General features: G+C 61.5%; 18 protein-coding genes. 5 read left to right on the forward strand and 13 right to left on the reverse strand.

Features of this window, described 5'->3' with window-relative positions; translation table 11 throughout:
• Window positions 1-43: 43 nt before the first annotated feature.
• Entirely contained in the window at window positions 44-2,287 is a 2,244-nt protein-coding gene (locus N5P29_RS13540) for a glycosyltransferase family protein (RefSeq protein WP_262275415.1), read from the forward strand.
• Between the two features lie 191 nt (window positions 2,288-2,478).
• Here N5P29_RS13540 and N5P29_RS13545 read toward each other — a convergent pair whose 3' ends face one another.
• The 7 genes from N5P29_RS13545 to N5P29_RS13575 all read right to left on the reverse strand — a co-directional run bounded on the left by N5P29_RS13545 (window position 2,479) and on the right by N5P29_RS13575 (window position 10,135).
• On the reverse strand, window positions 2,479-3,207 hold the full coding sequence (locus N5P29_RS13545; protein WP_144659804.1) for an ABC transporter ATP-binding protein: 729 nt from the start codon (window positions 3,205-3,207) through the stop codon (window positions 2,479-2,481).
• Entirely contained in the window at window positions 3,208-4,065 is an 858-nt protein-coding gene (locus N5P29_RS13550; protein WP_144659803.1) for an ABC transporter permease, read from the reverse strand.
• A 2-nt stretch (window positions 4,066-4,067) separates the two neighbouring features.
• Window positions 4,068-6,077 carry a glycosyltransferase gene (locus N5P29_RS13555; RefSeq protein WP_262275416.1) on the reverse strand — a complete coding sequence of 670 codons (2,010 nt, stop codon included), beginning with the start codon at window positions 6,075-6,077 and terminating at the stop codon, window positions 4,068-4,070.
• On the reverse strand, window positions 6,074-7,258 hold the full coding sequence (gene glf, locus N5P29_RS13560) for a UDP-galactopyranose mutase (RefSeq protein WP_262275417.1): 1,185 nt from the start codon (window positions 7,256-7,258) through the stop codon (window positions 6,074-6,076). The genes N5P29_RS13555 and glf overlap by 4 nt, the downstream gene beginning before the upstream one ends.
• A 185-nt stretch (window positions 7,259-7,443) precedes the next feature.
• Window positions 7,444-8,430 carry a Gfo/Idh/MocA family protein gene (locus tag N5P29_RS13565; protein WP_262275418.1) on the reverse strand — a complete coding sequence of 329 codons (987 nt, stop codon included), beginning with the start codon at window positions 8,428-8,430 and terminating at the stop codon, window positions 7,444-7,446.
• Window positions 8,430-9,521: a DegT/DnrJ/EryC1/StrS family aminotransferase gene (locus N5P29_RS13570; protein WP_262275419.1), complete on the reverse strand. Its 1,092-nt coding sequence runs from the start codon at window positions 9,519-9,521 to the stop codon at window positions 8,430-8,432. The genes N5P29_RS13565 and N5P29_RS13570 overlap by 1 nt, the downstream gene beginning before the upstream one ends.
• Window positions 9,518-10,135, reverse strand: a complete 618-nt coding sequence (locus N5P29_RS13575) for an acyltransferase (protein ID WP_373458764.1) — start codon at window positions 10,133-10,135, stop codon at window positions 9,518-9,520. Before N5P29_RS13575 ends, N5P29_RS13570 begins: the two co-directional genes overlap by 4 nt.
• A 157-nt stretch (window positions 10,136-10,292) precedes the next feature.
• On the opposite strand from N5P29_RS13575, the gene N5P29_RS13580 reads away from it, so the two are divergent.
• Entirely contained in the window at window positions 10,293-14,531 is a 4,239-nt protein-coding gene (locus tag N5P29_RS13580; protein WP_262275421.1) for an FtsK/SpoIIIE domain-containing protein, read from the forward strand.
• Window positions 14,532-14,562: 31 nt separating this feature from the next.
• Here N5P29_RS13580 and N5P29_RS13585 read toward each other — a convergent pair whose 3' ends face one another.
• Window positions 14,563-15,051 carry a hypothetical protein gene (locus tag N5P29_RS13585; RefSeq protein WP_262275422.1) on the reverse strand — a complete coding sequence of 163 codons (489 nt, stop codon included), beginning with the start codon at window positions 15,049-15,051 and terminating at the stop codon, window positions 14,563-14,565.
• 238 nt (window positions 15,052-15,289) lie between these two features.
• On the opposite strand from N5P29_RS13585, the gene N5P29_RS13590 reads away from it, so the two are divergent.
• Window positions 15,290-15,538 carry a WhiB family transcriptional regulator gene (locus tag N5P29_RS13590; RefSeq protein WP_003804966.1) on the forward strand — a complete coding sequence of 83 codons (249 nt, stop codon included), beginning with the start codon at window positions 15,290-15,292 and terminating at the stop codon, window positions 15,536-15,538.
• A gap of 74 nt (window positions 15,539-15,612) precedes the next feature.
• Here N5P29_RS13590 and N5P29_RS13595 read toward each other — a convergent pair whose 3' ends face one another.
• Genes N5P29_RS13595 through N5P29_RS13610 form a run of 4 tightly spaced genes read right to left on the reverse strand, consistent with a single transcriptional unit; the run spans window position 15,613 to window position 23,978 of the window.
• Entirely contained in the window at window positions 15,613-17,082 is a 1,470-nt protein-coding gene (locus N5P29_RS13595; RefSeq protein ID WP_144659795.1) for a sensor histidine kinase, read from the reverse strand.
• Between the two features lie 30 nt (window positions 17,083-17,112).
• The gene (locus tag N5P29_RS13600) at window positions 17,113-21,969 is read right to left on the reverse strand and encodes an NAD-glutamate dehydrogenase (protein ID WP_262275423.1); all 4,857 of its coding nucleotides are present in this window, start codon (window positions 21,967-21,969) and stop codon (window positions 17,113-17,115) included.
• A gap of 57 nt (window positions 21,970-22,026) precedes the next feature.
• Window positions 22,027-23,337 carry a CpaE/TadZ family protein gene (locus N5P29_RS13605; RefSeq protein WP_262275424.1) on the reverse strand — a complete coding sequence of 437 codons (1,311 nt, stop codon included), beginning with the start codon at window positions 23,335-23,337 and terminating at the stop codon, window positions 22,027-22,029.
• Window positions 23,334-23,978, reverse strand: coding sequence for an SAF domain-containing protein (locus N5P29_RS13610; RefSeq protein WP_262275425.1), 645 nt, complete (start codon window positions 23,976-23,978; stop codon window positions 23,334-23,336). Before N5P29_RS13610 ends, N5P29_RS13605 begins: the two co-directional genes overlap by 4 nt.
• A 154-nt stretch (window positions 23,979-24,132) precedes the next feature.
• On the opposite strand from N5P29_RS13610, the gene N5P29_RS13615 reads away from it, so the two are divergent.
• Complete coding sequence (locus N5P29_RS13615) at window positions 24,133-24,348, forward strand: helix-turn-helix domain-containing protein (protein ID WP_144659791.1); 216 nt, start codon at window positions 24,133-24,135, stop codon at window positions 24,346-24,348.
• A 16-nt stretch (window positions 24,349-24,364) separates the two neighbouring features.
• Here the strand turns inward: N5P29_RS13615 and N5P29_RS13620 are convergent, their stop codons facing one another.
• Window positions 24,365-24,937 carry a hypothetical protein gene (locus N5P29_RS13620; RefSeq protein WP_262275426.1) on the reverse strand — a complete coding sequence of 191 codons (573 nt, stop codon included), beginning with the start codon at window positions 24,935-24,937 and terminating at the stop codon, window positions 24,365-24,367.
• 152 nt (window positions 24,938-25,089) lie between these two features.
• Between N5P29_RS13620 and N5P29_RS13625 the strand changes: the two genes are divergently transcribed.
• Window positions 25,090-25,872 carry a LysM peptidoglycan-binding domain-containing protein gene (locus N5P29_RS13625; protein WP_262275427.1) on the forward strand — a complete coding sequence of 261 codons (783 nt, stop codon included), beginning with the start codon at window positions 25,090-25,092 and terminating at the stop codon, window positions 25,870-25,872.
• Window positions 25,873-25,912 lie beyond the last annotated feature (40 nt).

The following is a 25,912-nucleotide window of genomic DNA, read 5'->3' on the forward strand; positions in this document are numbered from 1 at the left end:
AATATCCGAACTTATGCCGCGCGCTAAGGAGCAAGGTACGACCATGACAGCAGTAACCTCCGGGGCCACTGCCCAGCGCCAGCCGGTCACCAGGCGGCGCTATTTCATGCAGCACGACTGGCATTGGGGCATCGTTACCGCCGCCATCGCGGCTATCTCCTCCATCATTCCCAGGCTGTTCAATCCCACGTTCTATTACTGGGATGACATGATGCAGTCGTTCCTTCCCCTGTGGCGGCACATGGGTGAAGAGATCCGCTCCGGCCGGTTCCCGTTGATGGAACCCGGTGGCTGGGTTGGCGGCAACATTGTTGCCGAAGTGGGCTATGGAATCTTCAACCCCGTCAATATCGTCAACTCCGTCATCGTCTCCAACTTCGAGAACCTGTCGCTGGCGAGCTATTTCATCATCGTCCAGTTCATCGCGTTGTTGGCCTTTGGCACCTACATGCTCGCCCGCGATTACGGCTCCAACAGGCCACTGGCCCTTGCCGCCGGCGTCGCCATTCCGTTCAGCGGCTTTACCCTCTTCTATGAGGCCGCCCGTTGGCCGGGCGGCCTGATGGCGTTCGCCTGGATCACGGTCTTCTGGTGGTCAGTGCGCCGATACGCCCGTCGAAACACCTCACCGTTCCTGCCGTTCCTTCTTGGCTTCATGACCATGACGGCGGGAAATCCCTATGGCGCTATCGGCGTGATCCTGGTTCTCGCTGCGGTTGCCATCGAGCTGATGCTGATGCGGCACTGGCGTCGCCTGATTCCCATCGTCATCGTGGGCGCGCTGGTTGGTCTGACCGCCGTCCTGGTGTACTTCCCGTTGCCCCTGAGCTCCGCGGTTACAGTGCGCCAGCAGAGCGAGATTCTCAACGATCTGTTCCTCTCGCCTGACATGTCTTCCCTGTTGACGATGAGTACCTCCTCCATGCGGCCCCGGATCAACAACTTCTGGGCCCCCATCGACAACGTTCCCTCGAGCTACCTGGCCTGGTTCGTCCTGCCGTTGCTTCCTTGGCTTGACTTCCGGAGCTTCCGCAACCGGTCCCGCCAGATCTTCAGCATCTACATCATCACGGGAATCTACTTCCTCCTGACGTTTGCTCCTTCCCAGGTTCTGGTCTTCCGCTGGCCGATCCGTCTTATCGAGTACGTGTACCTTGGCGTCATTGTCCTGGTGGCCGTTGTAGCATCGGCAGGCCTGAAAACGACTGCCTGGAAGAAGCGCCTGGTCATCACGGTGGCCATTCTCGGCTTCGGCACCTACCGCGCGTGGTCCATGGTGCCGGAGGGCGGCAAGTGGCAGATCTTCACGCTGGCCGTGACATTGGTCCTTGTCGCGCTTGCTGTCCTGGGTTGGAAGCGGTTCGGATACCGTGGCCTTGCCGCCGTGATGGTCGTCGGCACCATCGCCACCTTGGGCATGCAATCCCGGCAGTTCGTACCCAACAACGCAGTGGCCGGCATCGGCTCTCCCGTGGATGCTGATACCCTGCGGGACTCGACCAGCAACTACAAGGGCAACACCATCCAGATTTTCAACACCATGAAGATCACTGGTGAGGAATTCACCGAGGGACGCCTCCTCTACGGCAACCAGATCCTCAATGCCGACGTCAACAACAGCATGGGCCGCTACAGCGGAATCAGCTTCACTACGTACGTCAATGCCCTGTGCATGAACTACCGCGGTGAAACGTGCCCGCTGGCCTACACCGAGTTGTTCAAGCAGGCATCACCGGAAATCAACGCGACTCTGGCCGACGTCCTCCAGGTTGAGACCGTCGCCGTCCAGAAGACCCTGATCGCTCCGGATCAGCTGAACATTGCACCGGGCTGGTCAATCGTGGCATCGGACGAGACTCGGACGATCCTCCAGCGCCAGAACCCCTTGCCGCACCCGGGGACGGTGTCGTGGGTGTCTGACGGCATTACAGTCCAGGACTCCACGAGGACCGGTAATGACGAGCACGTCCAGTTGTCTGGCAATGGGAGCGGCGGGAAGCTTACCTTCGCCCGCCTCGCCTGGCCCGGTTACACCGTCAAGGTAGACGGCCAGACGCAGCAACTGACCCAGGGCCCTGCCGGCGTCATCATGGTGGACCTCCCCGTGGGTGCCAAGACCGTGGACATCTCCTTCACGACGCCGGGACTCACCATGGGACTGGCAGCACAGGCTGCTGCGTGGTTCGGAATTCTGCTGTTCACCGTGTTCCACTACGTAAGGCGCTACCGCCGCGGGAAGTCTGCCGGGCAGGTAATCCAGCAACCGGCCGAAAAGGTCACCGTATAGCCCGCTGAACGGCTGTAGCCAGGATAAGAGCGTCCACCCCAACGGGTGGACGCTCTTTTCGCATGTATGAAGCTGGGGGTTCCAGCCTCCCCTTCCGGAAGGGGAAGTGGACAACAAAAGGCCGTTGCGCCTCTGCGTGAACAGAGGCGCAACGGCCTTTTGATTCGGGTGGCTGTGGCTCCCTTAGGGGTTCAGTGCTCCCGCAGCCAGGCCACGGCTTCGTCCGCAGGGCCTTCGAACTGCACCGTGCCGGAGGAAAGCACCACTCCCCTGTCACAGATCCTGGAGATCATGTCGAGGTCGTGGCTGACCACGACGAGCGTGCGGCCCTCGTCGGAAAGCTGCTTGATCTTGGCCAGGCACTTCCGCTGGAACGGCTCATCGCCCACGGCCAGGATTTCGTCCACGAGGAAGATATCCGGCTGGGTATGCACCGCCACTGCAAAGGCAAGGCGCAAAAACATACCGGAGGAATAGAACTTGACCTCGGTGTCGATGAACTGTTCAATCTCGGAGAAGGCGACAATGTCCTCGAACTTCTCGTTGATCTCCTGTTCCGTCATGCCGAGGATGGCGGCGTTCAGGAAAACGTTCTCGCGCCCGGACAGGTCCGGGTGGAACCCCGCGCCAACCTCGATCAACCCGGCTACACGGCCCTTGGTGCGAACCGTGCCCTTGTCAGGGAGAATAACGCCGGAAATGAGTTTCAGCAGCGTTGATTTGCCGGAACCGTTGAAGCCCAGCAGGGCAACGGTCTCCCCCGGCTGGATTTCAAAGCTGACGTCATGGAGGGCATCAAACTTCCTGGTGAGGTCTCCCCGGCGTCCCTTAACAAGCCAAACGAGTGTCTCCTTCAAGGAGTGCGAGTGGCGTAGGTTGAACGTTTTCTTGAGGTCCTTGACTATTACAGCAGCACCCATTTAGACCTCCTGCGCAAAGTGGCCCTCAAGCCGTCGGAAGACAAGCTGGCCGATGATGAGGAACAATGCAGCCATTCCGAACCCGAGCAGTCCCGTCCACATCAGGTGCGGGGGCAATTCAACGGGTCGGTTCACGGTGGGGTACCAGAACGCCCAGTGGAAGAGCTCAACGGCTACGGTGATGGGATTCAGCTGATAGATCGCCAGCACCCATTCCGGGGCCAGGCGCCGGATCATGGTCCAGTCGTACAGAACGGGCGAGGTCCAGGTGACGATCATCATCAGCATGTCGACGATGTTCTCAGCGTCCCTGAAAAAGACGTTGATGGCGCCGGCCAGCAAACCAAGACCAGTAGCCGTGACGGCAACGATGACAAAGCCCAGTGCCGCCCCGATGAGCTGGAAGACATCCGGATGCCAGCCCGTGAGCAGGGCAGCGGCAAGCAGTACCACCAGCTGCGGCAGGAAGTGAACCGCGGCCACCCACACCGATGCCACCGGGAAGAGCTCGCGCGGCAAGTAGATCTTCTTCACCAAGGCAGCATTGGAAACAATGGAGCGCGTGGCGTTCGAGAACGCTTCGGAGAAAAAGTTGATGACGATGACACCGGAGAACATGTACAGCGCGTAATTGGGGATCTGGTCCCCAACACGCAGCACAATGCCCAGGGCGAAGAACAGCACCACGTACTGGACCAAGGGCTTGACGTAGGACCAAGCCAGACCGAGGACCGAACCACGGTAGCGGACCCGGAGTTCCTTACGGACAATCAACTTCAGGAGGTACCGGCGTCGGTAAACGTCCAGCAGACCGGCACCTACCCCCGGAACAGCATATGTATCAGTGGAAGTGGCCATTGCTACTTGTTAGGCTCCGATGCTTCGAACGTCTTGCGCCAGGATTCCATCGAGGTAATCTCCGGAAGTGCATCGCGGTACTGCGTGCGGAGGGTCTCCCAGTTGGAGAAAAGCTGCGCGTGCAGCTTGGCGGATTCAACCACCAGTTGGCGGGCCATTTTGGGATCCCTCAGGTGCCAGGATGCGCCGGTGCCATCTGCGTTCGAGACCACCGCGCTGTCCAGATGCGCCAGGCTCCACCATTTCCCGTCCTGGTGGGCCACCTGGGCCTCCGGGTTGGCCTTGGCGGTGTCACGCACAGGAGCCAGCGTCTGCTTCAAGACAGTCTTGACAGCCCACGGAAGAAGGCCGAGGGCACCGGGCTGCTTGTAGGACTGGGGCTTCTTCGGCGGACGCTTCCGGAAGACCTCCGGGAAGGCGGAAGGGTCCGTCTTGATCTGGGAGTCCGGGAATTCATCACGCATGGCACGAAGCTTCGGCATGGTGGTGGGCAGTTGCTTGTGAAGATCGCCTGGTCCGGCCAGGACATCACGCAGGGCCATAACGCGGGCCTGCTCAGGGTAGTACTGCATCGAGACCAAGTGCTTGATGTCCGCGTTGAGGCTCTCCCGGAGGATTCGACCACCCTTGGGGAAGGGCGAGTGCAGGAGAGTCGCGATGAGGCGGTTCCGCTCGTGGTAGTACGCCTGCCAGTCCACGGAGTCGTCTTTATCGGCCCAGGAAACGTGCCAGACCGCCGCACCAGGAAGGGTTACAGTCGGGAAGCCGGCGGCACGGGCACGAAGCGAGTACTCGGCGTCGTCCCATTTGATGAACACAGGCAGTGAGAGCCCGATGGTCTCAACCACGGCCTTGGGGATGAGGCACATCCACCAACCGTTGTAGTCGGCGTCCCAGCGGCGGTGCAGCTGCGGCGTTGAGCGCAGACCCGCCTGCGAGAAGTCGTGGTTCCCCAGACCTTCGACCGGACCCCAAAGGAACCGGTAGAAGTTGACCACCTCGGAGTAGGCGTGCAGAACCGACTTGTTGTACATGTCGAACATGTGACCGCCAACAATGGTCGGCTTCCTGCAGAGGTCGGCGAACGCTACCGCGCGCATCACGCCCTCTGTCTCCAGTTCGATGTCGTCATCGAGCAGCATGACGTAATCGCTCTTGTCGGACACGAGCATCTCGTACATGTTCCGGGCGAAACCACCCGAACCGCCAAGGTTGCCTTGGTTGATGATCCGCAGCTGGTCACCCATGGACTCAGCGACGGCGTCAAAGCCGGCTTCGTCGGCGACCTTCTTGTTTCCTTGGTCAACGATGATCAGTTCGGCAAGGATTTCCCGCAGGCCGGCGTCGCCATCAATGGCCTTGATGGTTTCCAGGCAGTAGTCCGCACGGTTGAAGGTAGTGACACCCAAGGTGACACGGCCGTGGGGGCGACCCTCGTCGGGCACGGCCCAGTGGGCGCTCTTCAGCGCCATACCCTCGCCGCCGGCGATGAGGTCGAACCAGTACCAGCCGCCGTCGCCAAACGGTGCCAGCGTTAATTCGAAATCGTTGGCAGCGGACCCTTCAACCAGTACGGAATCCACGCGCTGGGAAGCTCCCCGGGCATTGGAGCGGTAGACGATGATGGTTCCTTCGCCCTCGGTTTCGAGGTGGAGGACGGTCTTCGTGGCAATCGTCCACTTACGCCAGTAGCTGGCAGGGAAGGCATTGAAGTAGGAACCGAATGAGAGACGTTCTCCGCGGCGGACCTGGACGGAACCACGGTCAAGGATGTCTTCGGGGTGAAGCTGCCGGGCGATGCCTACTGCCTGAACTTCCGAGCTTCCCTGGCTGCCCTTCTGGACCGTGCTCGTGTCGGGGTCCACGTAGAGGGGAAGGGTGTCAAGGTCGCGGTTCGCCGGGAAAATGACCCGCTGAACAATCCGCAGGTTTTCTTCCGTTGAACCGGGAACATCCGCGGCGGTAGCAGCCGTCATGGCGATCTCCTGGCTTTCATTTGTTGTGGCGGTCACGCGTCCACTCCCCCACTTTCAAGCTTTGCGCCGCCGGTGAAGTGCGGCTTGATCTTGTTGTCGTACATTGACAGTGCCGAGCCGATGGCCATGTGCATGTCAAGGTACTTGTAGGTACCAAGGCGTCCACCGAACAGCACCGATTTCTCACCCTTGGCGAGATCGCGGTAGGCGAGAAGCTTCTGGCGGTCGTCGGAGGTGTTGATGGGGTAGTAAGGCTCGTCGCCCTTCTCAGCAAAACGCGAGAACTCGCGCATGATGACCGTGGCGTCCTTGGTGTAGTCGCGCTCGGGGTGGAAGTGGCGGAATTCGTGGATGCGGGTGTACTTTTCCTCGGCATCGGGGTAGTTCATAACAGCACAACCCTGGAAGTCCTCGATGGGCAGGACCTCTTCCTCAAGGTCGATCGTGCGCCAGGAAAGGTCTCCCTCGGCGTAGTCGAAGTAGCGGTCCACCGGGCCGGTGTAGATAACAGGCACCTGGCCAAGGACCGATGAGCGGCCGAACTCGCCGTCGTCGAAGAAGTCCGTGTTGAGGACAACTTCAATGTTGGGGTTATCCGCCATACGCTCAATCCAGGCGGTGTAGCCGTCAACCGGCAGCCCTTCATGGGTGTCATTGAAGTAGCGGTTGTCGTAGTTGTAGCGCACGGGAAGGCGGGAAATGATCTCCGCAGGCAGGTCCTTGGGATCCGTCTGCCACTGCTTGCCCGTGTAGTGCTTGATGAACGCCTCGTACAGCGGGCGTCCGATCAGCTGGATGCCCTTGTCATTCAGGTTCTGGGGATCCGTTCCGGCAAGTTCGCCGGCCTGTTCGGCAATAAGCGCCTTCGCTTCCGAGGGGCTCATGGCCGAGCGGAAGAACTGGTTGATGGTGCCCAAGTTGATGGGCATGGGGTACACCTCGCCCTTGTGGCTGGTGTACACCTTGTGCTGGTAGTTGGTGAACTTGGTGAACCGGTTCACGTACTCCCAAACGCGTTCGTTGGACGTGTGGAAGAGGTGGGCTCCATAGCGGTGCACCTCGATTCCCGTCTTTGCTTCGTTCTCGCTGTAGGCGTTTCCACCAATGTGGTGACGGCGATCAAGCACCGCAACCTTCAGCCCCAACTCGGTAGCGGCGCGTTCTGCAATGGTCAGGCCAAAGAAACCCGAGCCGACGACGACGAGATCAGCGTTCACAAACTCTCCTGTGTATTGGCGTGCGGGCACAGAAATGCCCACGTCTACTGGTCAAGGCTACCCGACGTTACGATCTAATCCCGATTCGGGGGGCGCGCGGAAGGACGGCGGCGATTGACCTGAAAAACGAACGGGAGGCTTGGCCAGCGCCAGCCTCCCGTTCAAATGTGCGAAGTATCCTTCGGCTAAAGCGCGACGACGGCGCCGGTTTCGGCCGACTTGAGCACGGCCTCAGCGACGCGGAGGGTCTCAAGCCCTTCGGCCATTGTGACAATGTTCATGGACTTGCCGAGGACCGCATCGCGGAAGGCCTCGTGTTCCATCTTCAACGGTTCGCGCTTGGCCAGAGCAAAGCGGGTCGAAGAACCTTCGGAGACGCCACGGAAGGCCGCGATGGAGTCCCAGTCCGTCTGGAAAGTGCCGTTCTCGACAAACGTCAGGTCCGCCGAAATCGTGTCTGCAATGAACGCACCGCGCTCGCCCAGAACAACAGTGGTGCGTTCCTTCATGGGAGAGAGCCAGTTGACGATGTGGTTGGTAACGACCCCATCCTTGAGGTGCCCGATGGCTGTGACCATGTCTTCGTGTTCGCGCCCGCTGCGGGAAGTGGTGTGCGCCACCACGTTGACGAAGTTGCTTTGAGCCAACCATGCCGTGAGGTCGATGTCGTGGGTCGCGAGGTCCTTGACCACACCAACATCGGCGATCCGCGAGGGGAAGGGACCCTGGCGGCGGGTGGAGATCTGGTAAACCTCGCCGAGATCGCCATTGCCAAGGCGGTCGCGGAGGCTCTGCAGGGACGGGTTGAAGCGTTCAATATGTCCCACGGCACCGATCAAGCCCTTGGCATCGAAAGCCTCGGCGATGCGACGGCCCGACACCGAGTCATTGGCGATGGGCTTTTCCACCAGGCAGTGCACTCCGGCTTCGGCAAGCTGCAAGGCAACTTCCTCGTGCAGGATTGTCGGCACGGCTGCGACAGCCATATCGATGCCCTTCCCGATGAGCTGCTCAACGGAGCTGCAGACCTCCAAGCCACTGGCTACGTTGTGTGGGTCCCCAAAGGAATCAGCAACGGCAACAAGGTCGACACCGTCAAGCTCGCGGATAACGCGTGCGTGGTGTCGTCCCATCATGCCGAGTCCGATGAGGCCAGCGCGCAGATTAGCCACTAGCTACCTGCCTTTGCCACAGCGTTGACAGCCGCAACGATCCTGTCCAGGTCATCCTGGCTCAACGACGGGTGCACAGGAAGGGACAGCACGGTGGATGCTGCTTCTTCGGTGACCGGCAGGTCATCAGAGGTCTGGAACGGGGCGAGACGGTGGTTCGGGATCGGGTAGTACACGCCGCAGCCCACGTTGTACTCCTCGCGCAGAGCCTTGGCGAAACCATCACGGTCCTCGGCGATGCGGATGGTGTACTGGTGGTAGACGTGCTCGTAGCCCTCTACAACCTTCGGGGTAACGACACCTTCGATGTTGGCATCGAAGAACGCCGCGTTTTCCTGACGGGTCTTCGTCCAGCCCTCGACCTTGGTCAACTGAACGCGGCCAATCGCTGCGTGGATGTTGGTCATGCGGGCGTTGAAGCCAACCAGCTCGTTTTCGTACTGGCGTTCCATGCCCTGGTTCCGCAGCAACCGAAGCCGCCGTTCGACGTCGGCCAAACCGGTGCTGACCATGCCGCCTTCGCCGGAAGTCATGTTCTTGGTGGGGTACAGGCTGAACATTGCAAAGTCGCCGAAGGTACCCACCTTGCGGCCGTTGACTGCGGCACCGTGGGCTTGGGCAGCGTCTTCAAAGACTTTTACGCCGTGCTTGGCAGCGACTGCACCGATTCCGTCCACATCAAAGGGGTGGCCGTAGAGGTGAACCGGCATGATGGCAGCCGTCCGGTCAGTGATTTTCGACTCGACCGAAGCTGGATCCAGCGTGTAGTGGTTGATGTCCACATCGGCGAAGACAGGGGTTGCGCCCGTCAATGCCACGGAGTTGGCTGTAGCGGCAAAGGTGAATGACGGAACAATGACTTCGTCGCCGGGACCAATGCCTGCGGCAAGGAGCCCGAGGTGCAAGCCGGACGTTCCTGAGTTGACTGCCACGGCCGCCCGGCCGTCAAGGAGGACCTGCGAGAATTCCTGTTCAAAGGACGCAACCTCCGAACCCTGTGCAAGTTGGCCGGAGGCCAGAACAGCCTCTACTGCCTTGCGCTCATCATCACCGATGATGGGCTTGGCGGGGGGAATGAATTCGGGGCTCATGCCTCTACCTCTCGAAGGGTCTCGTTCTGTTCAACATATGTGGCGCCGGTTTCCGGGCATACCCAGTTATCGCCGCTGCGCTGCAGCGGGAAACCGGCCTTGCCGACCCAACCATGGCGCTTGGCCGGCACTCCGACCATCAAAGCAAAATCCGGAACGTCCTTGGCCACAACGGCGCCCGCTGCCACGGTGGCCCAGCGGCCAATAGTGACGGGAGCAACGCATACAGCGCGGGCTCCAATGGAGGCGCCTTCACGGATGGTGACGCCCACTGGCTCCCAGTCATGGGCACTCTTCAACGTTCCGTCCGGGGCAACCGCCCGGGGGTAGGTGTCGTTCGTCAGGACTACGGCGGGGCCAATGAAGACCCCGGCCTCCAGTTCCGCGGGCTCGTAGACAAGTGCATAGTTCTGGACTTTGCAGTTGTCCCCCATCTTGACTCCGGAGCCGATGTAGGCCCCGCGTCCAACGATGCAATTGACGCCTAGTTCGGCCTGCTCGCGGACTTGGGCCAGATGCCAGATCTTTGATCCATCACCAATTACCGCCTCGTCTGAAACATCGGCGCTCTCAGCAACCACTATCACCGGTGAAGGTCCTTCCTCATTGAGCACACGCGACAACGAGTTTCATCTTAGCCGAGACACAAAGCCGCGGCGTCAAGGGCCGGATCTGCCATGGCGGTGCCGAAGTTGTCCACATAGAGCCCAAACGAGGCTGCCGTCCGCTTTGGTCGTCCCTAACGATGGTGGTGGAAAGGGAAGACAAAGCATGAGATTTGAGTGCACACTGGTTCGCGGTCCCGGTGCCGCCGCGTCCGCAGGACCGGAGGAACTATCCATCGCCGTGGCGCCCGGGACGTCTGGGTCCCACCTGGCTTATCTGCTCAAGGCAGCCCGCGATACCGGCCCGCTCAGAGTTGGCATGGAGGATCTTGCGAAGCTCACTGTCGGGCTGCCGCCCCTGGTGTCAGGAGCTGTTTTGGTGGACGGTTTGATCCCGCCGCCACAGACCCCCGACCCACCGTTGCCACTGATGTTGTTGGTCCATACCGGCCCGGGTGCAGGATCCGTCTTCCGGATTGCGCGGGGGCAGCACGGTATCGGCAGGGCTGCTGCAGACATTTCAATAGCGGATCCAACAATGTCGAGGCACCACGCAGTGCTGGAGGTGTCGGGGAAACAACTTGAGATAGCTGCCGTCTCAGCATCGAATCCGGTTTATGTTGACGGACGCCCCACCCGCCGCTTGTTGGTCAACTCCCGTTCCTCAATCGTTTGTGGTCGAACATCGTTCAGCCTCTCCTCTGACAGCACCAACTTTCCCGTACTCGCAACGGATGCGGGCCGTTCGGTGAAAGACCCTGTTGAGGTACCCGGCACAAGAACCCACGGGGATCGTGCAACCATTGCCCTGGCGGCCGGCCTGCCCTTGATTGCAGGCGTAGGCCTCGCAGCGGCCACCGGCATGTGGATGTATCTGGCCTTTACTTCCCTATCGGCGCTCGGTGTACTTCTCCCGTTGATGCGGGGCAGGCAGGGCAGGCAGCATTACCGGCGGGCCCTTGATCGTGCGGTCGAGGACGATGCCGGCAGGCGTCGCCGGCGTGCCCCTTCCGCCGCTGAGATCATGCTCGCCGCCTTCGCCAAGGATCCCGCTGCCCACGAATTCGAAACGGGTGGGGCTCATCCAACTCCGCAGCCTGATTCCAAAGGTGAACCACGACTGGAGAACCACGCGGTCTGGTTACGACTGGGCACCACCGAATCTTCGGCGAATATCCGCGTGGTTCCGGAGGATCCCCACTTCACTCCGCCGCGGCTCGGCCCGTGCCCCGTGACGCTGGATCCGGAGCATCGGAGCGTTGCGATTCTCGGAGACGAGGGGCACGTGGAAGGCCTGCTTCGATTCATGCTCATGCAGCTCGCCGGTTTTCCGGCTTCAGCCGACGCTCCGGTCATCATCCTGGGACCAACCGGCAGGCTCCCGCTGAGCGCCCGGTTCCTTCCCCAGGTGACGCTCGCTTCAAACACAACAGCTGCCCTGGCCACCTTGAACACACTCAGGCATAACCCCCATGGGCGGCTCGTGGTGATGGGAAGCCCTGCCTTCGACGACGATGAGGCCGTACGGAAAACTGTGCAAACCGCCCACCGCGTCCACTGGCAAGTACTGCATTGCCAGGGCGCAACTGGAGCATCAGCGGGCACCATCACCATCGAGCCCTCCGGAACAGCTGCATCCTTCGAGTCCGACGGCGAGCGCCTGGACTTCGTGCCCGACCTCGTCCCAGCCGATGTTTTCGACCTCTTCTGCCGTACCGTCGCCGCAGCAGCCAGCACGGCGGAGCGCCGCCGCGAAGGCGAGCTTCCGCGTAGTTCTTCCTTGGCCGCGCTACTGCCGTACGGACACCGCCGGGTCCTTAACAGATGGCGCTCCGCCTCCTGGAAGGACGGCGTGACAGCCGTGCTGGGAGAAGGCCACGATGGACCGCTCACCTTTAACTTCAAGCGCGACGGTCCCCACCTCCTGGTTGCGGGTACCACCGGTTCAGGAAAGTCGGAACTCCTCAGGACACTCGTTGCGTCCATAGCCCTGAGTGTCCCGCCTGAACAGGCGACGTTTCTGTTCCTGGATTTCAAGGGCGGTTCCGGTCTGGGTCCCTTGGCCTCGCTGCCGCATTGCCTGGGCTTGCTGACCGATCTCAGCCGGCAGAACATTGATCGCGCACTGGAGTCGTTGCGGGGAGAAGTCAAGTACCGGGAGGGGCTCTTCGCTGTCCAGGGGGCAGCCGACCTGGCTGACTACCAGAAATCGGTTGGTACCGAAGGCGTCGGACTGGCGCACCTGTTTCTGGTGATTGACGAGTTCCGCATTCTTGTCGATGAGGCACCGGCGGCCCTTCGCGAGCTCATGCGCATCGCCACCATAGGTCGTTCGTTGGGAATTCATCTGGTGATGGCAACGCAAAGACCACAGGGCGCGCTGACCGCCGACATCCGGGCCAACGTCACCTCCAGCATCGCCCTTCGCGTCCAGTCGGACATGGAATCCGTGGACATCATCAATTCCAAGGATGCTGCGTCCATAGGCGTTGATGTCCCGGGCCGGGCCTTCCTTGCTACGGCCGCCAAGGAGCCTCAGGAGTTCCAGACAGCGTCTTTGAGTTACCTGTATCCGGACACCGCACCTTCAGGCTCTGCAGAATTGGCAGCCAGCATTGTTGACCCCCTTCGACCAGTGGTTCAGTCCGCTGCTCAAGCACTCGGTGAATCCCCCGCTACCGTTACCCCGGGTGCTTTGCGTGGGGTACCCCGAATGGAGAAAGTTGATAACCACACGGAGACGGGCGTCGAACGGCTCGTGTCTGTCATAGGTGAAGCCTGGGGTTACCTCGGCAAGCCCTCTCCCCGGAGCCCCATCGCCGCCCCGCTGCCGCAGCGCATCCCTTGGGAAGACAGGCTTGCGTTCGTGGAGGAACCGCCGGGGATGCCCGATAGCGTTGCAGAGCCGTGGCGGGTGGGACCCATTGCGCTCCTCGACAAACCCACCCTGCAGCGCGTGGACTGCTTGTACTGGTTGCCCGCCACGCACGGACATCTCGCAATGGTCGGCGGCCCCTCCAGCGGCATGACCCATAGTTTCCGGGCTGTAGCCGCCATGCTGGCAACCCAGGCACCCCAACCCCACCTGTACATACTGGACGCAAACCGGCTGCTGTGCGACGTGGAAGCTGGTCCAGAAATCGGTGCTTACGCAGGCTTGGACCAACTTGGCTTCGCGGCCCGGATCCTGTCGCGGTTGGCAGCTGAGATGGAGACGAGGCGCGCAGCCCCGGATCTGCCTGATGACCGTTCGCCGCTTGTGGTGATTGTCGCCGGCTGGTGTTCATGGATGTCGGCGCTGCGAGGCGGCTCCTATGAGTGGGCGGAGGGCATGCTCCACGACATCGCCAGGGACGGAGGCCCCTTGGGTATCACGTTGTTGATCTCAGGTGAACGGGAACTGGTCAGCTCGCGCTTGTTCGCGGCAATACCAAACCGCGCATACTTCCCCCTGGGCACCACTGAGGAGTCGCGTTTCCACTGGCCTCGTTTGCCTGAAATGGAAGCCGTCCCGGGGCGCGCTTTCGTTTCGGGAAACATTGTCGAATCCCGGCCGGCGACGGCGCAGTTCAGAGAGGCACCTGCGGCCGGTACGTGGCCGTTCGGGAAGCGCACTGCAGCTGAACCGCCGTTTCGTTTACGTCCGCTCCCCCTGTTGCTGACACATGAAGATTTCCTGAGCCGCAAAGACGCATCCCCACCTTCCGGATATGCCCCAGTGCCGACGCTCCAGGGCGCTGGCGGTGACAGCTACGTCGGCGGTGCACCCAGCGCGGCGACGGAACGCGGCGGTGCATCATCTGACGGTGCGCCCCACGAAAAATTGCAGCTCGATCCCCACACCCCGGAGCCACTGTGGATCGGCGTTGCCGGGGACGACGCTTCGCCGGCGGCGTTCCCCCTGAAGACAAGAGGCGTCAGCATCGTCCTCGGCAGTCCAAGATCAGGCAAGACCACCGTTCTCCGATCGCTGGTGAGCTTGAACCCGGAGATCCCTTGGCTTTTCCCTCCGGACGGGTCAGCTGCGGGAGCCTTCTGGGCTTCAAAGGCGTCGGCGGCGGCCGACGGAAACCTCAACCCGCAAAGTGTCTTGTTGGTGGACGACGTCGACTCCCTGGACGCCACGGGCCGACGGGCTCTGGACACCTTGGCCGACCAGGTCGCCGGCATCATCTTGACGGCCACTCCCGGTCCAGCCCTGCACCACCTTCCCTTGGTCAAAGAAGTGCAGGCGTCAGGAATGGGTTTGCTGCTGGCGCACGGAAGCCCTCTTGATGGGGAGCTGCTGGGCGTACGGCTCCCCGCTGACCCCGGCCGCCGTCCGGGCAGGGGCTTCATCATTGACCGAGGAGAAGCAATTCCCTTTCAAGGGGTACTTTCCGCCGGATTTCCGACCCCAGAGTGACAGCAACTGCTGCGTCACGGGAGCAGCTGGGTCACAGGGCGCCGGTGCTGCCACCCGCCCGCGAAGCAAAGGAGATGACATCGCGCTGGAAGAGGAAGATGATCGCGGCCAGTGCCGGAACAATCATGGCCAACCCAGGGAGTACAAGGCCACCTGTCATCGTGGGGAAGCCAATGGTGAGGACGAACAGTTGGGCGACCAAGGCAGCCGCGCGCGTCCATCGGAAGCCCCGGAACAGGAAATGCCCTACCGCGAACAGCCAGGCCGAGAAAGCCAGGAGCAGGACCAAGGTAAAGACGGCTCCCCAAAAAGTCAGTACGGGAGCACCTGTAAGGAGTTCAAAACCGTACCAAGCGGCAGCAGCGAGCAAGGCTGTGGCTTCGAGGGCAACGACGATGGAAATAATGACTATCCCGCGAGGTCGCGACGTCCCGACGTTGCCCGGACCTGGGCAGTCGGAATCGTCATTTCCATCAGGGCCGGAGTGTGGCTGGGCAGGGTTTACAGGAGGTCTTGACACACTGGCACACTACCGGACATAGTCATCTAGCAGTGAGGGCACTGGCGGCTGATGTGATGCATCGCTCACGGATTCCGAGCATTTCGACCACTAACACCCCTTGTTTACAAGGCGTTAACATGAAACGCTTGACTCAGACGACCAAGGGGGCCCATGCGGGCCCCTTTCCTTTGGAGCCTCTCGTGAATGTTTTCACAAAAGGCCTTTCTAGTTCTCACGAATGGAGTGACTGATCAGCATGGATTGGCGTAATCGCGCAGCCTGCCTCGACAAGGACCCGGAGCTCTTCTTCCCAGTCGGCAACACGGGACCCGCACTTCTCCAGATCGAGGAAGCCAAGAGCGTTTGCCGCCGCTGCCCCGTCGTGGACACTTGCCTGCAGTGGGCATTGGAGTCCGGGCAGGATGCAGGCGTCTGGGGCGGAATGAGTGAAGACGAACGGCGCGCCCTCAAGCGTCGCGCAGCACGCGCACGTCGCGCCTCCTAAGAAGCAGCAGCGAAAGAGGCCGCGGACCATCAGGTCCGCGGCCTCTGCTTTTTAACTCCGGCAGTGCAGGCGGGCTAGGCGCGTGCGAGATTCAGTACGATCTGCACGGCTGTCCCGCCGCCCTCCCGAGGGCTCCACTGAATGGTTCCTCCGAGTTCGCTGGTGACCAAAGTGCGGACAATCTGCAAGCCCAACCCTTCGGTGTATTGTCCGTCAGGCAGCCCGACGCCGTCGTCGGCGATCGTTACTGTCAGGAATTCGTCCTTGCCGTCTCCCTCAGCGCGGTCCGCCACAAGCCACACTGTACCTGTGCGGCCCTCAAGTCCGTGCTCAACGGCGTTGGTAACGAGTTCATTGATGACCAAGGCCAACGGGGTGGCAAAATCACTGGGCAATTCCCCGAATAGACCTGAACGTTCAGTTCTGACCTGTTGGGATGGTGATGCCACCTCCGCCGAAAGCCGGAATTGGCGCCCGATCAACTCGTCGAAATCGACACTCTGCGTCAGGCCCTGGGACAGGGTCTCATGCACCAGTGCAATGGTTGCCACACGCCGCATCGCTTGTTCGAGGCCCTGCTTTGCCTCATCGCTGACCATTCGCCGTGACTGCATACGCAGGAGGGCGGCCACCGTTTGCAGGTTGTTCTTGACCCGGTGGTGGATCTCGCGGATCGTGGCGTCCTTTGTGACAAGTTCCATCTCCCGACGCCTGAGTTCGGAGACGTCGCGGCACAGCACCAAGGCGCCGAACCGATGTTGTTCATCGCGCAAAGGGATGGCACGCAGGGACAGGCTGACGCCCCTCGATTCGATCTCGCTTCGCCAGGGCATGCGACCGGTCACTACCAGGGGCAGTGTCTCATCCACCATCCGGCGGTCCTTCAGCAGACCTGCGGTGACCTCCGCCAGCGACCTGCCTTCCAGGGACTCAACTTCGCCGAGCCTGCGGAACGCGGAGACCCCGTTCGGGCTTGCGTATTGGACGATGCCGTCTGCATCGAGCCGGATCAGTCCGTCGCCGACACGGGGCGCGCCCCGACGCGAGCCGGTCGGGGAAGCAAAGTCCGGCCAGAGCCCGAGGGTCCCCATGCGCAGGAGATCGTAGGCACACTGCCGATAAGTCAGTTCCAGCCTCGAGGGCATGCGGGAACTGGAGAGGTCCATGTGTGAGGTCACGACGGCGAGAGTTCTTCCGTTGCGCACCATGGGCACTGCTTCAACCCGCAGAGCCATCTCGCTGCTCCAACTGGTTTCGCTGGAGCGTTCGATGGCCCTGCTGTTCCAGGCCTTCTCCACCAATGGACGAAGGTCCGAGCGAATGCCCTCGCCCACGAAGTCCGCGTGGAACACCGTATGCGATGTCGACGGACGGACGTGGGCGAGGGCTATGTAGCCAAACTCGGGGTGCGGAAACCAAAGAGCCAGGTCCGCGAAAGCCAGATCAGCGACCATTTGCCAGTCGCCAACCAGGAGGTGCAGCCATTCGGCATCTCCAGGCCCGAAATCAGCGTGTTCCCTGATGGGGTCTGTAAAGATTGCCACTGCACCTCCATTTGCGACGCGGAGAACTTCCTAGCGTCGGACGATTGACCTCAAGAGCCTTAATGCTACCGACAGTGAGGCCATGTCGTCGGCCTCGAGTGCATTGACCTCATCGAACATGGTCTTCGCCCTGCCCAGTTGCTCGGCGTTCAGCTCCTCCCAGTCCTTCAACCGGTCTTCCGCGGATGCGTTGGACTCCGTTGCTTCAAGGACCGAAGTAGTCATGTCGGCAACTGTTGAGTACAGGTCATCCCGAAGGGCTGCGCGGGCCAGCGCCTGCCAGCGGTCATCGCGCGGCAGGGAACTGATGCGCTCCAGCAGCGAATCCACGTGGAAGCGGTTGAACACCGTGTAGTACACGTGGGCCACGTTCTCAACGCTCTCCTTGCCTGTCTGGGCAATCCGCGCGATGTCCAGAAGGGCATAGCTTTCGAAGAGCTCGGCCCACCTGCGGGCAAGGTGTTCGGGAAGGTCCCATCCCAGCGCCTTGTCGAGCCAGCCGCTGATTCGGACCTTGTCTTCTCCACGCAGGTAGTCCAAAAGCTTGGCGCGCAAGGGCGCCATCATTGGCTTGAACGCATCCACGACGCTGGCGATGGGCTGGGAGGCAATTCCTTGCCCCAGTACCCAACGCACGGCCCGGTCAAGCAGTCGCCTGATGTCCAGGTGGATTTCGCTCCAGTGTTCGGTCGGGAAGGAGGCCGGCATCGCGTTCAGCTCCGCCACCATGGGGTCGAGGTCGTAGATTTCGCGCAAAGCTACGAATGCCTTCGCTACCGCGACCTCGTTGGCCGAGGTTTCCTCAATGGCCCTGAACGCGAACGTGATGCCACCGAGGTTGATGATGTCGTTGGCCACCACGGTTGCGATGATCTCGCGCCGCAGCGGGTGGGTATCCAAATCGGCGTCGAACTTCTCGCGCAACTGCTTCGGGAAGTAGTTGCGGATCGTGTCCGAGAACCAGGGATCATCAGCCAGGTTGCTGTCGCGCAGCGCAGTACTGAGCTCAATTTTCGCGTAGGCCGAAAGGACGGCCAGTTCCGGCGACGTCAGGCCTTGACCTTGTTCCAGGCGGGCACGAAGGGTGTCGGTGGTCGGCAAGGCTTCAAGGTCACGCTTGAGGTCGGCGGACTTCTCCAGCCAGTCCATGAGCCGCTCGTAGCTGGGGCTCCACTCGGCAACCCGTGTGCGGTCGTTGAGCAGCAGGATGTTCTGGTCGATGTTGTCCTGGAGCACCAGGCGGCCTACTTCGTCGGTCATGTCGGCGAGGAAGGCAGCCCGCTCAGTCTCCTGGAGCTTGCCTGCCGCCACCATCCGGTCCACGAAGATCTTGATATTGACCTCATGGTCCGAGCAATCCACACCCGCGGAGTTGTCAATGGCGTCGGTGTTGAGGATGACGCCCTGCAAGGCGGCCTCGATACGTCCCCGCTGGGTCAAACCAAGGTTTCCGCCTTCCCCTACAACCTTGACCCGCAAGTCACGCCCGTCAACACGGATGGCGTCGTTGGCCTTGTCCCCCACAGCTGCATGGGTTTCCGTGCTGGCCTTGACGTAGGTGCCGATGCCGCCGTTGTAAAGGAGGTCCGCCGGTGCCAGCAGGATCGCCCGCAGCAGTTCCGGTGGGCTGAGTTGTGTCGTGCCGTCGGGCAGGCCCAGGGACTTCCGCACCTGTTCCGAAACCGGGATGGTCTTGGCCTGGCGGGCATAAACTCCGCCGCCCTCGCTGATGAGCGAACGGTCGTAGTCGTCCCAGGAGGAGCGGGGCAGCTCAAAGAGACGCTGCCGCTCAGCAAAGGACACTGCAGCATCGGGTGTCGGATCGAGGAAGATGTGGCGGTGGTCGAAGGCCGCCACCAAGCGGATGTGCCGTGAGAGCAGCATTCCGTTCCCGAAGACGTCCCCTGACATGTCGCCCACGCCCACGACGGTGAACTCTTCGGTCTGGGTGTCCAGGTCGAGCTCGCTGAAGTGACGCTTGACCGACTCCCAGGCGCCGCGGGCCGTGATGCCCATCGCCTTGTGGTCGTAGCCTACTGAACCACCGGAAGCGAAGGCGTCGCCCAGCCAGAAGCCGTACTCGGCTGCGAGCCCGTTGGCCGTGTCCGAGAAGGTAGCGGTGCCCTTATCGGCCGCCACCACAAGGTAGGAATCGTCGCCGTCGTGCCGAACGACGTCCGACGGCGGGACGAGCCTTTCGCCGTCGCCCGACGTCACGAGGTTGTCGGTGATGTCCAGCAGGCCCCGGATGAACGTCTTGTAACTTTCGATGCCTTCTGCCATCCATGCGGCGCGGTCCACGGCGGGGTTGGGCAGTTTCTTGGCGAAGAACCCGCCTTTGGCACCTGTCGGAACAATGACTGCATTCTTGACTGTCTGGGCCTTGACCAGCCCGAGAATCTCGGTCCGGAAATCCTCACGGCGGTCCGACCAGCGAAGACCGCCACGGGCCACCTTGCCGAAGCGAAGGTGGACGCCTTCAACGCGTGGCGAGTAGACCCAGATTTCGAACATCGGGCGCGGGAACGGCAGCCCCTCTATGGAGGTCGGGTCCAGCTTGAAGCTGAGGTACTCCTTGTTCTGGAAGTAGTTGGTCCGCAGGGTGGATTCAATGAGGTTGATGAAGGTGCGCAGGACACGGTCCGCGTCCAAAGTGGCAACCTGCTCTACAGCCTCAGCCAAGGAGGCCCGTGCTGCATCCTGGCGTTCATCGCGTACATCGTCCGGCACGGATGGGTCGAACCGTGCCGAGAAGAGGTCAATGAGCCCACGTGCCACATCCGGGTTGCCCAGGAGGGTATCGGCAATGAAGCCGAAGGAATTCGTGTTTCCCATCTGGCGCATGTACTTGGCGTAAGCCCGGAGCATGACTACCTGGCGCCAGTGCATGCCTTCACGCAGCACCAAGCGGTCGAAGTTGTCCGACTCCACGGCGCCGGTTACCGCAGCGCCGAAGGAATCGGCCAAGAGGCTTCCGGTGGCAAGGGGATCGACTCCCGCGGGGTACTTCAGCCCGAGGTCGTAGAGGAAGAAGTCGCGGTGATCGGCGGTTTCGATCTCGAACGGCCGCTCGTCCAGCACTTCCAGGCCAAGGTTGTGGAAGTAGGGCAGGATCTGGCTGAGGCTCTTCGGCTCCATCAGGTAAAGCTTGACGCGGGCGTCCTCTTCCAATGCCTCGCCGGCACCTTCAGGCAGATAGACGTGGACCCCGGGCCTGACGTTCCTGATGGGCTCGCCGGTCCGCTCTGCCTGGGCACCGTACTTCTCGAAGCGTTCGATGTCCTGCAGGGCGTCTTCAACTTCATAATCCACGCGGTATCCGGCGGGGAAGGCTTCTGCCCAAAGGGCCGACAGGGCATCGGCGGTTTCGGCCGGATGGTGTTCGCGAAGGACCTCGGTGATGCCCTCGCTCCAGGACCTCGAAGCCCGCATCAACCGGTGCTCAAGCTCCTGTGCATTGACCTCGGCGAGTTCTGCGGTGCGCGGAAGCCTGATCCGGAAGAAGACACGGGCAAGGGCGGATTCTGTTATCCGGGCCTCGTAGTCGATGGTCTCGGCCTGGAACGTCTCGCGAAGTTCCTGCTCGATCCTGAGCCGGACGCTGGTGGTGTAGCGGTCGCGGGGCAGGTAGACGACAGCGGACATGAAACGGCCGTAGATGTCCGGCCGCAGGAACAGCTTTGTCCTGCGGCGCTCCTGCAGGCGTTGGATTCCCATGGCCGTCGCGGCCAGGTCCGGTACCTCGATTTGGAACAGTTCATCCCTGGGGTAGGTCTCGAGGATGCCGAGGAGGTCCTTGCCCGAGTGCGAATCAATCGGGAACCCCGCGTTGCGCAGTACTGCATCCACCTTGTCCCGAACAATGGGGATGCTGCGGACAGAGCCGGTGTAGGCGCTCGTAGCAAACAACCCGATGAAACGGCGTTCACCGTTGACGTTGCCTTGGGCGTCGAAGCTCTTGACGCCAATGTAGTCAAGGTATGCAGGCCGGTGGACTGTCGAGCGGGAATTGGCCTTGGTGATTACCAAGGCGCGCTTCTCCCGGGCCTTCTTGCGGCCGGCGTCTGTCAGGTGTTGGACCTGACGGTTGCCCTCTCCGGCGCGCAGGAGCCCCAGACCGCTGTCCTCACGAAGCTGGAGTACGTCCTCGCCGTCTTCATTCACGAGGTCGTATTCGCGGTACCCCAGGAAAGTGAAGTTACCGTTGTCCAGCCATCGGAGAAGGTCCTGGGCCTGGCGCAGTTCAGCAATTTGTTCCGGGTGGGAGACTCCCCCCAGTGCTTCGGCCAGCTCCAGCGCCTTGCTGCGCATTTTCGGCCAGTCCTCGACGGCGGCCCGCACGTCTCCTAGGACGCGGTGCAGTCCTTCGATCAACTGTTCACGCGTCTCATCACTGACGCGGTCGATTTCGACCGCAATCCAAGACTCCATATGGGATGCGTTGTCCCCATCGCCAAGAAGATGGGCGATGCTGGGCAGGGCAGCGGTGTCACCACTGGAAATTCCCACAGTGGAAGGAACGCGCGAAACGCTGCTCATCTCACCGGTGACCCGGTCCCGGGTGACGACGAACAAGGGGTGCATGACCATGCGGATGGCGCAATTCTGGCGCACGAGCTCCGCGTTGACCGAGTCAACCAGGAAAGGCATGTCGTCGGTAACAATGTAAACAACGTTCCGGTCAGACTCGCTGCCGATCTCAACCACGGCATTGCCGGGTCGTCGGGACTGCGCAACGGCCTTGTGCTTGGTGGCCCTGGATATCAGCAGTTCCGGGGAGTAGGCCCCGGCGTCCTCCTCTGCGAGGTGCTCGTAGTAGTCACCGAAGAACCCTTCACGGACAACTGCTGCATCGGACCGATCCTCCACGCTGGATCCTGACGACATCGACAAACGCCTCCATCACAAGTTGATTGCTGCGACTCTGCAGCCCACATGCCGAGCCTAGCGCTTAAGGCGACGAAGAGCTCTGGTACTTCGTCCAAAGGATCGGCGTTTTTGATGGACAGCAGCACATACGAGTCCGGCGATAGCATGTCGGATGTCCGATTCGGGCGCTGTTTCCAGGAGGACGGAGCCTGAAAGCAACGCAGCATCGCAAGCTTCCGGATCCGACGGAATGTACGCCTCGATGCTGATGCCCGGGCCGTACCGGTTCCACGCATCGTCCAGTTGTTGCTCCGGGGCGTACCCAACGGCTGAGCGTTTGACCTTGTTGAGCACCACCCGCGGCGATGCTTGCGGAACAGCCACTTCGAGTTCAGCCAGGCCCCGCACAAGTCGGGGCACCCCGATGGCGTCCGCGGATCCCACAGCGAACACGACGTCCGCCAACTCAAGGCTGCGGAGGGTGGATGCATTGCGCCGGGGAGCCAATGTGTCAAAGCTCAGCTCTTCGTCAGCTTCGAGGCAGAAGCCGGCGTCAACCACCACGATGTCCGCCAGTTGCCTGGCTCTTTCCAGTACAAGGGTGAGAGCCGCGGCCCGCAGTTCGGTCCAACGATCGGCCCGCGTGGTACCGGTCAATACGCGGAAGGAGCCCGCCTTCGTGTAAACCTCACTCGCCGTGGTCGTTAAAGCTTCAAGGTCGAGGAGTCCTTGGTCGGCAAGCCTGCATGCTTGCGCCAACCCGGCCGACTCATCCAGAAGGCCCAGCATCGCCGACACACTCGCACCGTAGCTGTCAGCATCAACCAATATGACCGACTGGCCATCGGCGGCAAGCTCCGCTGCCATGTTCACGGCAAGCAGCGTCCGGCCAGGGGCACCCGCGGGTCCCCACACAGCAAAAATCCGCCCTGAACCATCCGGCTCTTCCGGGACCTCCGTCGCCTGCGGCAGCAAGGCAGAACCTCCGCCGGGATCGGCAAAACCTGTGCTGCGTGGACTCTCAGCCTGGCCATACCTGCTGGCGCGTTCCACCGCCTGGGAAATCTCGGCCGCGAGTACCACCGGTTTAATATCCGCAGCGGCAGCGACTACTCCTATGGAGCGGAGCCGCTTCGTCTCGTCCGGGTTGTCCGTCAAGGCAACAACGCAGACGCCCACGGCCCCCAGCCTGTCCACAAGCGTAGTTGTAAGTTCTTCCGATCCGTCACCGACGACGGCTGCGAGCGCCAGGCCACTCTGGCAGGCAGCCAGCAGCTCGGTGAGTTCGGCACAACGGCGAACAACGGTTACCGGGCCGTGCAGGCGCTCCAAGCCATCAACCACGGCTTCGTGGGTGGCGCCGACCGTTACGACCGGGATGCTCATGAGGCGAGGCCCGCCGGGTTCCAGACCACCGAAACTTTGGCCTTGTTGGCTTGGGCAGCGAGCAGTTTCGGCATTTGGGCATCCGTGACAAGCACAAGCACCGTTGTGGTTTTTGATGCTCCGAGAGTGGTGGAGCCGTGGGTGATCCCGGCAATTTCGGCTCCGGGTAGCAGCAACTGCGGATTGTCGTAGGCCGTTCCCGTTCCCGGCATGGCAACCCAGACATCCACACGGGCACCGGGAACAGCCTGGGCCGGCAGCTCCTCCTCCATGGAGATGGCCACGGGTTTCCTGTTCAAAGCATCGGCAGTGCCGAGGCTTTCACGAGGCAAGAGTTGGTTCCTGGCCACGCGTTGCAGCGCGACTTTTCCCGCGGACAGACCATCCTCAACAGTTACGTAGCCTGCCTCAACTTCATCCAACCGCACTTTGACGATGGAAAGGTCTTCAGCCGTTACCTGTTGGCCCACAGCGATGTCTTCCCTCGCGGCATACACCTGGGTCGTCTTGTCGGCATTTCCAACGAGTGCGACCACTCCGGCCACAGACAGGAAAACCAAGAGGATGCCTACCAGCAGCCGGGGATCCCTCCACGATGGCTTGCTGATTCGTGCGGCGGCAGGACTTGCGCTCGGACCCATGTATTCGACTCCCCGGGTTGGCTAGAGGCATGGTCGGCGGACCTGCCTCCTCATTCTTACCGGCGGGCCAACGCCAACCAAAGCGTTCGGCTGCAAAGAGGGCGAAACTGTGGATAACTACACCAAACGCCTACAGGAGTGGCAATATGGAGCCATGCCCCGATTCCTGACATTGGCCGATGTCGCCGAACAACTCCAGATCAACTCCCCGCAGGCGTATGCCCTGGTCCGCAGTGGCGAACTCAAGGCAATCCAGGTGGGCGGCCGTGGGCAGTGGCGTATCGAGGAAACGATGCTTGAGCAGTACATTCAGGACCGGTACGCAGAAGCCAGCCGAATGATTGAAGAGTCCAAGTCCAAGTCACGCTGACGGGGCAGCGCCGCACCTAAAACTCCGGGGCACTGGCTGAACTGACGGCCACAAGCGCTCCGAAGGGGATCGTCACAACACCGACGACATTTCCCACCCGTCGCACTTCACCCTCCTGCACCACAGCGAGATCGAAGTGGTCCCGACCTACGCGGTCGATGACTCCCCTTGTTTCAAGATTTTGCTGCCCCCACGCCCCCACATGGACGACCACCGTTGCGCGGTCCCTGGACAGTGCCCTTAAGGCCGCAGCAAAGCCCAACGGTTTCACAAGCCGCGGAGCAGCCTTCATTGCCAGCCGTCCCACTCCTTGATAGGTGAGTACCGAGGGGAAGGGAACCAGCCACTGCCGGACGCCTTCGTCCAGGACGAACCACTCGTTTCCCAAATGACTGATGCTTCCCAGGAGTGCGGATCCCCCGGACAGGACAACTTTGACCCGGCCAGCACCGACAGCACGCAACCGATCGAGGAGCTCAATGCCTGCCAGCTCTACTCTGGCCCGCTCGGTGATCTCCGTTTCCTTCTCCAAGGAACGTTCTGCCGAAAATTGTGCTTCCAAATCGTTGAAGAGAGAGTCCCATCTCATGGGGTCAGACTAGGCTGCATAACGGAGCCAAGACCAATTCCGTCCTGCGACCTGTCCCGCGATTGGACAGGCGGGTAAAAGTGTGTTGAGAATGTACTCCAAGGTTGATCAAACTGCATCAAACTGCATCAAATGAAGCTTGGGGGCTTTGAATGGCACGATCCTTGCGCAGGGACACCGGACTGGCTGTGATGATTCTGGGGCTTGGACTTCTCCTTGCCCTGATAGGCAACACCCTTGTCATCCAGTGGGAGAACGCCCAGCGGCACAACCAGAATTTCTCGTTCGACCTGCTGGCCGGATTTTGTGCCAGTGCCACTGGAACCGCGATAGTCGCCTGGTGGGCTTTTTCCCTGGCGGTGGCATTCGTGGCAGCGTTCCTGCACAAGACGGGGGCCGGCAAGAGAGCCGATACCGTCTCGAAATTCAGCCCCGCCTTCATGGTCAGGCTCGCTGCAGCCGTCCTCGGGATCAATCTTCTCGGCGTTGGTCTCGCGTACGCAGACGCCGCTCCGAACCCGCAGTGGCTTCCGACTTCGACCCATAGCAGCACACCCCCCGGGGCCATGAACCAGGTCTCCGTCGATGGAGCGGGCTCCCCGCTGCCCACAGCCGACGGCGAGGGCCCGGCGGAGAACGGCCCGGCGAAGAACGTGCCCGATCCAAGCTGGCAGCCCAAGCCGCCAGTGGTTGTTCCCGGCTTGCTCAGCCGGGCTGGCTCCAGGGAAGCCCCACCAGCGGGCAGGTCCAGCGTCGAGGTGAAAGCCGGCGACACGCTGTGGTCAATTGCCGCGGCGAGGCTTGCACCTTTTTCGACTGATGTGGATGTAGCCATTGCCTGGCCAAAGTGGTACGCCGCCAACCGCTCGATCATTGGGGCCGATCCGTCCGTGCTCATCCCGGGGCAGATCCTTCAACCTCCAGAGCCCGCGTAGCAGCTCCAGCCCGCCACGAACGCGTGGCTGATCCAGACTC

The organism is Paenarthrobacter sp. JL.01a, assembly GCF_025452095.1.
In the GTDB taxonomy this organism is placed as follows: domain Bacteria; phylum Actinomycetota; class Actinomycetes; order Actinomycetales; family Micrococcaceae; genus Arthrobacter.

Coding starts and splice junctions, on each gene's coding strand:
- N5P29_RS13540 (WP_262275415.1), top strand. CDS start 44: ATGACAGCAGTAACCTCCGGGGCCACTGCCCAGCGCCAGCCGGTCACC.
- N5P29_RS13545 (WP_144659804.1), bottom strand. CDS start 3,207: ATGGGTGCTGCTGTAATAGTCAAGGACCTCAAGAAAACGTTCAACCTA.
- N5P29_RS13550 (WP_144659803.1), bottom strand. CDS start 4,065: ATGGCCACTTCCACTGATACATATGCTGTTCCGGGGGTAGGTGCCGGT.
- N5P29_RS13570 (WP_262275419.1), bottom strand. CDS start 9,521: ATGAGCCCCGAATTCATTCCCCCCGCCAAGCCCATCATCGGTGATGAT.
- N5P29_RS13580 (WP_262275421.1), top strand. CDS start 10,293: ATGAGATTTGAGTGCACACTGGTTCGCGGTCCCGGTGCCGCCGCGTCC.
- N5P29_RS13590 (WP_003804966.1), top strand. CDS start 15,290: ATGGATTGGCGTAATCGCGCAGCCTGCCTCGACAAGGACCCGGAGCTC.
- N5P29_RS13600 (WP_262275423.1), bottom strand. CDS start 21,969: ATGTCGTCAGGATCCAGCGTGGAGGATCGGTCCGATGCAGCAGTTGTC.
- N5P29_RS13605 (WP_262275424.1), bottom strand. CDS start 23,337: ATGAGCATCCCGGTCGTAACGGTCGGCGCCACCCACGAAGCCGTGGTT.
- N5P29_RS13610 (WP_262275425.1), bottom strand. CDS start 23,978: ATGGGTCCGAGCGCAAGTCCTGCCGCCGCACGAATCAGCAAGCCATCG.
- N5P29_RS13615 (WP_144659791.1), top strand. CDS start 24,133: ATGCCCCGATTCCTGACATTGGCCGATGTCGCCGAACAACTCCAGATC.
- N5P29_RS13620 (WP_262275426.1), bottom strand. CDS start 24,937: ATGAGATGGGACTCTCTCTTCAACGATTTGGAAGCACAATTTTCGGCA.
- N5P29_RS13625 (WP_262275427.1), top strand. CDS start 25,090: ATGGCACGATCCTTGCGCAGGGACACCGGACTGGCTGTGATGATTCTG.